Origin of the sequence: Marinovum algicola, from assembly GCF_900109145.1 — a bacterium.
GTDB classification, from domain to species: domain Bacteria; phylum Pseudomonadota; class Alphaproteobacteria; order Rhodobacterales; family Rhodobacteraceae; genus Marinovum; species Marinovum algicola.
The window spans coordinates 47,281-58,809 of record NZ_FNYY01000022.1 but is presented as its reverse complement, the minus strand read 5'-3'; the positions used below and the strand labels follow the sequence as shown (position 1 = coordinate 58,809).

Here is an 11,529-nt window from a genome sequence, read left to right as displayed (position 1 = left end):
ATGGAAGCGCAACCGCCGCTTCCGTCGCACCGCCGCAATTTCGTCACAATTAGCAAGAATAAACGGCCTGAATACCACAACCTTAAAGAGCAATGGCCAATCACCATTCCCCCGGGGACGTCATACCCTTCGACTGGGCTCCGGCGTCCCGCGCCGGCGGGCACAGTCTCCGGCGCCGCTGCCTGTCAGCCGCCGCGCGCCTGTGCCCGGCGGCGACCGCACGGCTGCTGGCGCGGCGCTACCTCACGCCGTCGGGCAGTTTCATCGCCGGGGCGGAGACCGACCCCGGTTTCGCGATCGTGCCCGTGGGCCGGCAGGTGCTGCTGCGCTTTGACGGGGTGGCCCGGCCGGCTCCGGCCCGGCGCCTGCTGATCGTGCCCGGCCACAATGGCCATGTCCGGCAGTTCGGCCGCCTTCTGCGCCGCCTGCGCGAAACCGGGGCATCGGTCGATCTTCTGGTCCTGCCCGGCCACCTCGGGCCGAAGCCCCGGCTGTGCAGCTTCGGCGCGATTGTCGGGGCGGTGCGCGAGGTGGGCGCCCATGACGGCCCGTATGACGCGGTGATCGCCCATTGCGTCGGCTGCAACGCCAGCCTGCTGGCAATGGAGGATGTGCCGCTCGCGAAAAAGCTGGTGTTTCTCTCGGCGCCGCTGACCCTGCCGAACCTGGTGCGCTTCGCCGGCCGGCAATACGGCCTGCGGCGGCGCTGTCTGGCGCGTTTCGTGGCCCAGGTCAGCCGGCTCGGCGCCCCCTATCCGATCGACATCCCCTGGCAGCCGCTGGCCGCGCGCCGCTCGGAGCCACTGCTGGTGATCCATGCCCGCAACGACTATGCGGTGCCGGTCTCGGACGTGGCCGGCATCGGCGCGACCTGGCCCGGGGCGCGGCTCGCCCTGCTCGACACCGGCGATCACAACACCATCCTCGGGCAACGCGGCGCCATCGACCGGATCCTCGCCTTCCTGCAAGAGCGCCCCGCCCCGGGCACGCCCGCGGCCAAGAGTGGACAAGAGTCGGAAATGCAGTAGCGTCCAGTCATGGCCGATCTCGACACCCTGCCCGCCTTTCTCGAAACCCTCGATACCGAGGTCCGCGACGCGGCCGACTGGGGCGAGGTCGCGGGCTACATCCCCGAACTGGCCCGCATCGACCCGGCGCAATTCGCCATCTCGGTGGTGCTGGCCGATGGCCGGCTGATGCGCGCCGGGCAATACGCACAACGGTTTTCGATCCAGTCGATTTCCAAGGTCTTTTCACTCGCCTGCGTCCTCGCCCGGTTCGGCGAAAGCATCTGGCACCGGGTCGGGCGCGAACCGTCCGGCGACCGGTTCGATTCCATCCTCCTGCTCGAACAGGAGCACGGCCGCCCGCGCAACCCCTTCATCAATGCCGGCGCGCTGGTGACAACCGATGAGCTGCTGGCCGGCCGCGCGCCCAAAGAAGCGCTGTCCGAGATCATCGACTTCATCCGCACCAGCGCCGGCGACAGCGACATCCACTTCGACGCCGAGGTCGCGGCGTCAGAAACCGAAACCGGCCATCGCAACCGGGCGCTGGCGCATTACCTGCTGAGTTTCGACAACCTGAGAAACCCGCCCGAGCTGGTGCTGGGCACCTATTTCCACCAATGCGCCATCGAGATGACCACCGATCAGCTGGCCCTGGCCGGGCGCGGCATCGCCGGGCTGGCCGACGCGCCCCTGAAGCTGTCGGAGGTCAAGCGCCGCCGCATCGCCGCCCTGATGCTGACCTGCGGGCATTACGACGGCTCGGGCGATTTCGCCTTCCGCACCGGGCTGCCGGGAAAATCCGGCGTCGGCGGCGGCATCCTACTGGCGGTGCCCGGTCGCGCCTCGGTGGCGATCTGGTCGCCGGGGCTCAACGCCTGGGGCAATTCGCGGGTCGGCACCGAGGCGGCGGAACGGCTGGCGCGGTTCACCGGATGGTCGGTTTTCGGCTGACCGGCCCTGCCCATCCGGCAGGCAGCGCCGGTTTTTTCTGCACCGCGGCCAAGGAAATGCTTGCAAGGCCCGATCCGCGCTTTCTAATCTGTCCGGACAGGCACGCAGGTTTTCTACGCCGCATCGAAGACCCGCAGCACAGGTGCGCAAGGTAGAGCGGCAGGTCATCACCATGGACATTGGCTTTCTTCTCAACGGAGAACCGGTCCGGATCCGCCCAGAGCCCCCGACCCGCACCCTGCTCGACTGGCTGCGCGACGAGCGCGGTCTCACCGGCACCAAGGAGGGCTGCAACGAAGGCGATTGCGGCGCCTGCACCGTGATGGTGCAGGACGACACCGGCATCCGCGCGCTCAACGCCTGCATCCTCTTCCTGCCGCAGCTCGACGGCAAGGCGGTGCGCACCGTCGAAGGCCTGCGCGACGACGCCGGCGACATGCACCCGGTGCAAAAGGCGATGGTCGACCACCACGGCGCGCAATGCGGCTTCTGCACCCCGGGCTTCATCGCCTCGATGGCCGTGGCCCATGCCAACGGCCAGACGGATCACACGGACCGGCTCGCCGGCAATCTCTGCCGGTGTACGGGATACGCCCCGATCCTGCGCGCCGCCAGGGCGGCCGAATCCGCCCCGGTCCCGCAATGGGTCGCCTCCGATGCTTCTTCTGGCCGGAAATATCCCGGGGGGAGCGCAGCGGGGGGCAGCGCCCCCCTCCTCCCCCGCAGCTCGGACGAACTGGCAGCGGCCTACGCCGCCGCCCCCGAGGCCACCCTGATCGCCGGCGCCACCGACGTCGGCCTCTGGGTCACCAAGCAGCTGCGCGCGCTCGATCCGGTGATCTTCCTGCACCGGGTCCGCGACTTGCAGCAGATCGAGGACCGGGGGGACAGCCTGAAAATCGGCGCCGGGGTCAGCATCGCCCGGCTCTGGCCGTTGATGGCGGAACTCTATCCCAGCCTGGGCGAGCTGTTCCGCCGCTACGGCTCGGTCCAGGTACGCGAAGCCGCGACCCTCGGTGGCAATATCGCCAATGGCTCGCCCATCGGTGACAGCCCGCCGCCGCTGATCGCCCTCGGCGCCCGGCTGCACCTGCGCCGGGGCGAGGCCCGCCGCGACATCGCGCTCGAGGAGTTCTTTCTCGACTACGGCAAGCAGGACCGCGCGCCCGGCGAATTCGTCGAGGCGGTCACCCTGCCCAAACACCAGCCCGGCTTCCGCTGTTACAAGATCTCCAAACGCTTCGATCAGGATATCTCGGCGCTCTGTGCCGCCTTCAACCTCAGCATCGAGGCCGGCCGGATCACCGCCGTCCGCACCGGCTTTGGCGGCCTGGCCGGCATTCCGAAACGCGCGCGCGCCTTCGAGGCCGTGCTCACCGGCGCGCCCTGGTCGGAAGACAGCCTCCGGGCGGCCGCCGCCGCGCTGGAACAGGATTTCACGCCGCTCACCGACATGCGCGCCTCGGCCCGCTATCGCATGGAGGCGGCGAAAAACCTCGCCCTGCGCTATTTCCACGAGATCGAGGGCCGCGAAACCTCCGTCCTGAAGGTGCTGCCATGAGCGTCGCCAGACCCCTGCCGCATGACGCCGCCGCCCTGCATGTCACCGGCGCCGCGCGCTATGTCGATGACATTCCGACCCCGCGCGGCACGCTGCATCTGGCCTTCGGCCTGAGCCAGATCGCCCGCGGCCGCATCACCGCGATGGATCTGGCGCAGGTGCGCGCCCTGCCCGGCGTCATCGCCGTATTGTCGGCCGATGACCTGCCTTTCGCCAATGATGTCTCGCCGTCGATCCACGACGAGCCGCTGCTCTCGGATGGCCGCATCCATTACCTCGGCCAGCCGCTCTTTCTGGTGGTGGCGACAGAGCATCACATCGCCCGCCGCGCCGCCCGGCTGGGCCAAATCGAAACCGAGGAGGAGGCGCCGCTTCTGACCATCGAGCAGGCGCTCGCGGCCGACAGCCGTTTCGAGGACGGCCCGCGCATCTACAGCAAGGGCGACGCCGCCAGCGCCATCGCCGGCGCGCCGCATCTGCTGAAAGGCACGCTCACCATGGGCGGGCAGGAGCATTTCTACCTCGAAGGTCAGGCCGCGCTGGCGCTGCCGCAGGACAATGGCGACATGCTGGTGCACAGTTCCACCCAGCATCCGACCGAGATCCAGCACAAAGTGGCCGAGGCGATCGGCCGCCCGATGCACGCCGTCCGCGTCGAGACCCGGCGCATGGGCGGCGGATTCGGCGGCAAGGAGAGCCAGGGCAATGCGCTGGCCGTGGCCTGTGCCCTGGCGGCGCAGGTGACGGGCACAGCCTGCAAGATGCGCTACGACCGCGATGACGACATGGTTGTCACCGGCAAGCGGCATGATTTCCGCATCGACTACGAGGTCGGCTTCGATGACAGCGGCCGCATCGCGGGCATCGATTTCGTGCAATATGCCCGCTGCGGCTGGGCCCAGGATCTGTCGCTGCCGGTGGCCGACCGCGCCATGCTGCATGCCGACAATGCCTATCTGCTGGATCATGCCCGCATCGAGAGCCACCGGCTCAAGACCAACACCCAGAGCGCCACCGCCTTTCGCGGCTTTGGCGGGCCGCAGGGGATGCTGGGGATCGAGCGGGTGGTCGACCATATCGCGCATTACCTCGAGCGCGACCCGCTCGAGGTGCGCCGGGTGAACTATTACCACGCCCCAGCCGGGACCGGCCCCGGCAGCGGCCAGCCCTTTTCCGGCCCCAACGCGGGCAAGGGCCACCGCTACGCCGCACCGGGCCCCGCCACGGCGCCGCATGAGGATCTCGCCTCGCGCGGCGCGGCGGCGAATGTCGCCCCGCCCGAGGTGCCCGAGCCGCCCGAGGGCGCCCAGACCACGCCCTACGGCATGGAGGTCACCGATTTCATCCTGCACGAGATGACCGACCGGTTGGCAGAGCAGGCCGGTTACTCCGACCGCCGGGCGAAAGTGGCCGCATGGAACGCCGCCAATCCGATCCTGAAACGCGGGCTTGCGCTGACCCCGGTCAAGTTCGGCATTTCCTTCACCCTGACCCATCTCAACCAGGCCGGGGCGTTGGTGCATGTCTATCAGGACGGGTCGGTGCATCTCAATCACGGCGGCACCGAGATGGGACAGGGGCTGTTCCAGAAGGTGGCGCAGGTCGCCGCCAGCCGCTTTGGCCTGCCGCTCGAGTCGATCAAGATCACCGCCACCGACACCGCCAAGGTGCCCAACACCTCGGCCACCGCCGCCTCCTCCGGCTCGGATCTGAACGGCATGGCGGTCAAGGACGCCTGCGACACGATCCGCGCCCGGATCGCCGGCCACCTCGCCGAACTGCACCAGCAGCCGGTGGAATCGGTGCGCTTCGCCGACGGCGAGGTGCAGGTCGGCGCCGAAAGGATGAGTTTCGCCGCGGCCGCCAAGCTGACCTATGAGGCGCGCATCAGCCTCTCGGCCACCGGCTTCTACAAGACGCCCGATGTCGCCTGGGACCGGATCAAGGGGCGCGGCCGGCCGTTTTTCTACTTTGCCTATGGCGCCGCGCTCACCGAATGCGTGATCGACACGCTGACCGGAGAAAACCGCATCCTGCGCACCGATATCCTGCATGATGCCGGCGCCTCGCTGAACCCGGCCATCGACATCGGCCAGATCGAGGGCGGCTTTGTGCAGGGCGCCGGCTGGCTGACGATGGAAGAGCTGGTCTGGGACGACAAGGGCCGGCTGACCACCCATGCACCCTCGACCTACAAGATCCCCGCCTGCCCCGACACGCCCGACATCTTCAACGTCGCGCTCTGGGACGGCGAGAACCCGGCCGAGACGATCTATCGTTCCAAGGCGGTGGGTGAGCCGCCGCTCATGCTGGGCATGTCGGCCTTCTTTGCCCTGTCCGACGCGGTGGCCGCCTGCGGCCCGCACTACCCGGCGCTAAGGGCCCCGGCGACGCCGGAAGAGATCCTGCACGCGGTGCAAAGGGCGCGCGGATGAGCGACTGGATTCGCATCACCCTCACCGAGGCGCGCGGCTCGACCCCGCGCGAACCGGGCACCACGATGCGGGTCTGGGCCGATGCGCAAAAGGGCAGCATCGGCGGCGGCACGCTGGAATGGCAGGCGACGCAGATCGCCCGGGCGATGCTGGCCGAAGGCACCGCCGAGGCCCGACGCAAGATGGCGCTGGGCCCCGACATGGGCCAATGCTGCGGCGGCGTGGTCACCCTGAGCTTTGCCCGCAATGCCGCCGTCCGCACCGCCTTGGCCGCACCGCTCTGGATCTGGGGCGCGGGCCATGTCGGCCGCGCCATTGCCGCCACCATGGCGCCGTTGCAGGACCGCGAGATCACCCTGGTCGACACCAGCGCCGCGCGCCTGCCCGACCCGATCCCCGAGGGCGTCACCCCGCTTGTCGCCGCCGATCCGCTGCGCGCCGTCGCGCTGGCGCCGCCCGACGCCAGCCACATCATCGTCACCTATTCGCATGATCTCGATCTGCGGCTCTGCGACGCGCTGCTGCGCCATGGCTTCGGCGACTGCGGGCTGATCGGCTCGGCCACCAAATGGGCCCGCTTTCGCAAACGGCTGGCCGCGCTGGGCCATGCCACCGCTCAAATTTCCCGCATTGCCTGCCCGATCGGCGATCCGGCCCTGGGCAAGCACCCGCAGGCAATTGCGGTGGGCGTGGCGGCGGGCTATCTCGCCCGGGCCGCAGAGCCACCCGCCCTGAAGGAGAGACACGCGTGAGAGAAACCTTGTTGGAGATCAAGGGGCTGACCAAGGCCTATCCCGGCGTCATTGCCAATTCCGATGTCTCCTTTTCGATCGGCCGCGGCGAGGTGCATGCGCTTCTGGGCGAAAACGGCGCCGGCAAATCGACCCTGGTCAAGATGATCTACGGCCTGGTCAAGCCCGACAGCGGCAGCATGCGTCTCAACGGCAGCGCTTTTGCGCCGCAGGATCCGCATGCCGCCCGTGCCTCCGGCGTTGCTATGGTGTTCCAGCATTTCTCGTTGTTCGAGGCGCTGAGCGTGGCCGAGAATGTGGCGCTCGGCATGGAGAACCCGCCCAAGCCGCGCGATCTGGCGCGCCAGATCCGCGAGGTCTCGGAGACCTACGGCCTGCCGCTCGACCCCGACCGCACCGTCGGCGGGCTCTCGGCCGGGGAACGCCAGCGGGTCGAGATCATCCGCTGCCTGTTGCAGGAACCGAAACTGCTGATCATGGACGAGCCGACCTCGGTGCTGACCCCGCAGGAGGTGGAGATCCTGTTCCAGACCCTGCGCAAGCTCTCGGCCGAGGGCACCGCGATCCTCTATATCTCGCACAAGCTCGAGGAAATCCGCAGCCTTTGCGAAACCGCCACCATCCTGCGGCTGGGCAAGGTGGTCGAGACCTGCGATCCGCGCGACACCACCGCGCGGCAGCTGGCCGAACTGATGGTCGGCGCCTCGTTTGACGCCGTGACCCGCGAGGCGCGGGCCCCGGGCGCGGTGCGGCTGGCGGTGCACAACCTGTCGGCGCGTTCGCCCAATGCCTTTGGCACCGCGCTCAAGGACGTCTCCTTCGAGGTCCGCGCCGGCGAGGTGCTGGGCATCGGCGGGGTTGCCGGCAACGGCCAGGACGAGCTGCTCGCCGCGCTCTCGGGCGAGATCGTGACCAGGCCCGAGATGGTGGAATTCGACGGCACGCCGGTGGGGGGCCAGGGCCCCGAGGCACGGCGCACCGCCGGGCTGCTCTCGGCTCCCGAGGAGCGGCTGGGCCATGCCGCCGCCCCCGACATGAGCCTGACCGAGAACGCGATCCTGACCGCCGCCGCCCGCGAGGGGCTGATGAAGAACGGTTTTCTCGACTGGTCCGGCGCCCGCGGTTTTACCGAAAAGGTGATCAAGGCCTTCGACGTCCGCACCCCCGGCCCCGGCACCGCCGCCCGGGCGCTGTCGGGGGGCAACCTGCAAAAATTCGTCATCGGCCGCGAGGTGATGCAGCGCCCCGAGGTGCTTGTCGTCAACCAGCCCACCTGGGGGGTCGACGCCGCCGCCGCCGCCGCGATCCGCCAGGCGCTGCTGCATCTCGCAGGTGAGGGCGCGGCCGTCGTCGTCATCAGCCAGGATCTCGACGAGCTGATGGAGGTGGCCGACAGGTTTGCCGCACTGAACGAAGGCCGGCTGTCGGATATCCGCCCGGTGCAGGGCCTCACCGTCGAACAGATCGGCCTGATGATGGGCGGCGCACATGACATGGAGGTGGCCCATGTGGAGGCCTAGAGAAGCTGGCGGGGCGCGCCTGGCCGGCGTCGCGGAGCGTATTTTGCAAGAGAAGAAGCGCAGGACGGCGCAATTGGGGGGAGGTCGCGCATGATCCATCTCGTCAAGCGCCCGCAGCCGTCACGGGTCTGGACGGCGGTGACGCCGCTGCTGGCCGTTGTGCTGACCATGATCGTTGGCGGCATCATGTTCGCCGCGCTGGGCAAGCCACCGCTCGAGGCGATCCGCACGATCTTCTGGGATCCGCTGTTCCATCCGCAGTTCGCCGCCTATTCGCGGCCGCAGCTCTTGGTCAAGGCGGGGCCGCTGATCCTGATTGCAATCGGCCTGTCGATCGGCTTTCGCGCCGGCATCTGGAACATCGGCGCCGAAGGCCAGTACATCATGGGCGCGATCACCGGCGCCGCGGTCGGGCTGGCCTTCTACCCGCTCGACAGCTTCATCGTCTTTCCGCTGATGGTGATCGCCGGCGCGCTTGGCGGCTGGGCCTGGGGGATGATCCCGGCGCTGCTCAAGGTGAAATTCGGCACCAACGAGATCCTGGTCTCGCTGATGCTGGTCTATGTCGCCGAGGCCTGGCTGGCCTCGGTCTCCTCGGGCCTGCTGAAGAACCCGGAAGGCCGCGGCTTTCCCGGCTCGCGCAACTTTCAGCAATATGACGCCGGCGCCAATACCGAGGTGATCGCCGGCACCGGCATGCATTGGGGGGTGGTGGCGGCCTTTGTCGCGGTGATCTTTGCCTATGTGCTGCTCACCCGCCACATCCGCGGCTTCCACATCCGGCTGACCGGCGAGGCGCCGCGCGCCGCCCGTTTCGCCGGGGTCAACCCGGGCCGGGTGGTGATCTTCTGTCTCGGGCTCTCGGGCGCGCTGGCCGGCATGGCCGGGCTCTTCGAGGTGTCCGGCCCGGCCGGCCAGATCACCATTGATTTCAACTCGGGCTACGGCTTTACCGCGATCATCGTGGCCTTCCTCGGCCGGCTGCATCCGGTTGGCATCCTGTTGGCTGGCTTGCTGATGGCGCTGACCTATATCGGCGGCGAGCTGGCGCAGCTCATGCTAGGCTTGCCCGGCGCCTCGATCCAGCTGTTCCAGGGGATGCTGCTGTTCTTCCTGCTGGCGACGGATGTGTTCACCAATTACCGGCTGCAATTCGGACAGGGGGAAACCGCCTGATGGATCTCGGAACGATCAATCCCATCCTTCTGGTCGCCTCGCTGATGGTCTCGGCCACGCCGATCCTGCTGGCTGCCATCGGCGAGATGGTGGTGGAGAAATCCGGCGTGCTCAACCTCGGCGTCGAGGGCATGATGATCACCGGTGCGGTGGTGGGCTTTGCCGTGGCGGTCAACACCGGCAGCCCGGGTCTCGGCTTTGCCGCCGCGGCACTGGCCTCGGCGCTGCTGTCGCTCAGTTTCGGGGTGCTGACCCAGTTTCTGCTGTCCAACCAGGTGGCCACCGGCCTCGGGCTGACGCTGGTGGGCCTCGGGCTCTCGTCGCTGATCGGCAAGCCCTACGAGGGCATGAAATCCCCCACCCTGCCCGACCTGCCGCTGCCGCTGCTGGCCGATATGCCGGTCATCGGCCCGATGCTGTTTCAGCATGACCTGATGGTCTATCTCTCGATCGCGCTGGTGGCTGCCGTCTGGGCCGGGCTGAAATTCACCCGCGCCGGGCTGATCCTGCGGGCTGTCGGCGAAAGCCATGATGCCGCCCATGCCCTGGGCTACAAGGTGGTGCGCATCCGGCTCATGGCGATCTTCTTCGGCGGGGCCTGTTCCGGCCTCGGCGGCGCCTATCTCAGTCTTGTCCGGGTGCCGCAATGGACCGAGGGCATGACCGCCGGCGCCGGCTGGATCGCGCTTGCCATCGTGGTCTTTGCCAGCTGGAAGCCCTGGCGCGTGCTGATCGGTGCCTACCTTTTCGGCGGCGTCACCGTGCTGCAACTGAACCTTCAGGCGGCCGGCACAAGGCTGCCGGTCGAATACTTGTCGATGTCACCGTATCTGATAACAATTCTCGTGCTGGTCATCATTTCAGCACGGGGCTACCACGGCGCGCCGGCCTCGCTCGGCCGGCCGTTCCATGCCTCGCACTGAGGCCAAACCCAAAACAAGACAATCCAAAAGAAGACTCAGGGAGTATCCACATGAACCGCAGAACCCTTCTTGCCAGCGCCGCGCTGGCGCTTGGCCTCGCCGGAACGGCGATGGCGCAGGACGACACGACCAAGGTCGGCTTCATCTATGTCGGACCCGTCGGCGATGGCGGCTGGACCTATGAGCACGAACAGGGCCGCCTGGCCGTCGAAGAGCACTTCGGCGACAAGGTCGAAACCGTGTTCCAGGAAAGCGTGCCCGAGGGCGCCGACAGCGAACGCGCGATGACGCAGATGGCACTGTCCGGCGCCGACATCATCTTCACCACGTCCTTCGGCTACATGGACCCGACGATCAACGTCGCCAAGAAATTCCCCGACGTGAAGTTCGAACACGCCACCGGCTACAAGCGCGCCGACAACGTCTCGACCTATTCCGCCCGGTTCTACGAAGGCCGCGCCATCCAAGGCCTGATTGCGGGCCACATGACCGAGACCAACAAAATCGGCTATATCGCCTCCTTCCCGATCCCCGAGGTCATCCGCGGCATCAACTCGGCCTATCTGCACGCCAAGGAGGTGAACCCCGATGTCGAGTTCTCGATTGTCTGGGCCTACACCTGGTTCGACCCGGCGAAAGAGGCCGACGCCGCCAATGCGCTGATCGAACAGGGCGCCGACGTGATCCTGCAACACACCGATTCCACGGCGCCGCAGGCGGCCGCCGAAAAGGCCGGCAACGTGATCACATTCGGCCAGGCCTCGGACATGGGCGATTACGCGCCGATGCCGCGGGTCTCCTCGATCATCGACAACTGGGCGCCTTATTACATTGATCGCGTGCAGGCGGTGATGGATGGCACCTGGGAAAGCAAGGACACCTGGGACGGTATCGGGCCGGGCATGGTGGGCATCGGCGAAATCACCGACGCGGTGCCGGAAGAGGTCAAGGCCGAGGCGCTGGCGATGAAAGACGCGATTGCCGCGGGCGAGTATCACCCCTTCACCGGGCCGATCAACAAGCAGGACGGCACGCCCTGGCTGGCCGAAGGCGAAGTGGCCGATGACGGCACGCTCGCGGGCATGGATTTCTACGTCGAAGGGCTGACCGGCGAGATCCCGAACTGACCGCTGCCGACAGGCGACGGGAACCCTCGCCCCCGGGCGGGGGTTCTCTGTTTGTCGCGCCTGCCGAGAGGCGC

The 11,529-nt window shown here is 67.9% G+C and carries 9 protein-coding genes; all 9 read left to right on the top strand.

Annotated elements, in window-relative coordinates:
* The first annotated feature begins 92 nt into the window (after positions 1-92).
* The 9 genes from BMW90_RS21640 to BMW90_RS21600 all read left to right on the top strand — a co-directional run bounded on the left by BMW90_RS21640 (position 93) and on the right by BMW90_RS21600 (position 11,455).
* Positions 93-1,028: an alpha/beta hydrolase gene (locus BMW90_RS21640; protein WP_074839136.1), complete on the top strand. Its 936-nt coding sequence runs from the start codon at positions 93-95 to the stop codon at positions 1,026-1,028.
* Positions 1,029-1,037: 9 nt separating this feature from the next.
* Positions 1,038-1,961: a glutaminase gene (locus BMW90_RS21635; RefSeq protein WP_074839134.1), complete on the top strand. Its 924-nt coding sequence runs from the start codon at positions 1,038-1,040 to the stop codon at positions 1,959-1,961.
* 172 nt (positions 1,962-2,133) lie between these two features.
* Positions 2,134-3,522, top strand: coding sequence for a xanthine dehydrogenase small subunit (gene xdhA, locus BMW90_RS21630; RefSeq protein ID WP_074839209.1), 1,389 nt, complete (start codon positions 2,134-2,136; stop codon positions 3,520-3,522).
* Positions 3,519-5,957, top strand: coding sequence for a xanthine dehydrogenase molybdopterin binding subunit (gene xdhB, locus BMW90_RS21625; protein ID WP_074839131.1), 2,439 nt, complete (start codon positions 3,519-3,521; stop codon positions 5,955-5,957). The genes xdhA and xdhB overlap by 4 nt, the downstream gene beginning before the upstream one ends.
* Positions 5,954-6,709 carry a xanthine dehydrogenase accessory protein XdhC gene (xdhC, locus tag BMW90_RS21620; protein WP_074839129.1) on the top strand — a complete coding sequence of 252 codons (756 nt, stop codon included), beginning with the start codon at positions 5,954-5,956 and terminating at the stop codon, positions 6,707-6,709. Before xdhB ends, xdhC begins: the two co-directional genes overlap by 4 nt.
* On the top strand, positions 6,706-8,229 hold the full coding sequence (locus tag BMW90_RS21615; RefSeq protein WP_074839126.1) for an ABC transporter ATP-binding protein: 1,524 nt from the start codon (positions 6,706-6,708) through the stop codon (positions 8,227-8,229). The genes xdhC and BMW90_RS21615 overlap by 4 nt, the downstream gene beginning before the upstream one ends.
* Before the next feature lie 90 nt (positions 8,230-8,319).
* The gene (locus BMW90_RS21610; RefSeq protein ID WP_048533398.1) at positions 8,320-9,405 is read left to right on the top strand and encodes an ABC transporter permease; all 1,086 of its coding nucleotides are present in this window, start codon (positions 8,320-8,322) and stop codon (positions 9,403-9,405) included.
* Positions 9,405-10,328, top strand: a complete 924-nt coding sequence (locus BMW90_RS21605; protein ID WP_170850602.1) for an ABC transporter permease — start codon at positions 9,405-9,407, stop codon at positions 10,326-10,328. The genes BMW90_RS21610 and BMW90_RS21605 overlap by 1 nt, the downstream gene beginning before the upstream one ends.
* Before the next feature lie 50 nt (positions 10,329-10,378).
* Positions 10,379-11,455, top strand: coding sequence for a BMP family ABC transporter substrate-binding protein (locus tag BMW90_RS21600; protein ID WP_048533399.1), 1,077 nt, complete (start codon positions 10,379-10,381; stop codon positions 11,453-11,455).
* Positions 11,456-11,529 lie beyond the last annotated feature (74 nt).

Excerpts from the sequence above, each read along its gene's own strand:
- BMW90_RS21640 (WP_074839136.1), top strand. The coding sequence starts at position 93 with ATGGCCAATCACCATTCCCCCGGGGACGTCATACCCTTCGACTGGGCT.
- BMW90_RS21635 (WP_074839134.1), top strand. The coding sequence starts at position 1,038 with ATGGCCGATCTCGACACCCTGCCCGCCTTTCTCGAAACCCTCGATACC.
- xdhA (WP_074839209.1), top strand. The coding sequence starts at position 2,134 with ATGGACATTGGCTTTCTTCTCAACGGAGAACCGGTCCGGATCCGCCCA.
- xdhB (WP_074839131.1), top strand. The coding sequence starts at position 3,519 with ATGAGCGTCGCCAGACCCCTGCCGCATGACGCCGCCGCCCTGCATGTC.
- xdhC (WP_074839129.1), top strand. The coding sequence starts at position 5,954 with ATGAGCGACTGGATTCGCATCACCCTCACCGAGGCGCGCGGCTCGACC.
- BMW90_RS21610 (WP_048533398.1), top strand. The coding sequence starts at position 8,320 with ATGATCCATCTCGTCAAGCGCCCGCAGCCGTCACGGGTCTGGACGGCG.
- BMW90_RS21605 (WP_170850602.1), top strand. The coding sequence starts at position 9,405 with ATGGATCTCGGAACGATCAATCCCATCCTTCTGGTCGCCTCGCTGATG.
- BMW90_RS21600 (WP_048533399.1), top strand. The coding sequence starts at position 10,379 with ATGAACCGCAGAACCCTTCTTGCCAGCGCCGCGCTGGCGCTTGGCCTC.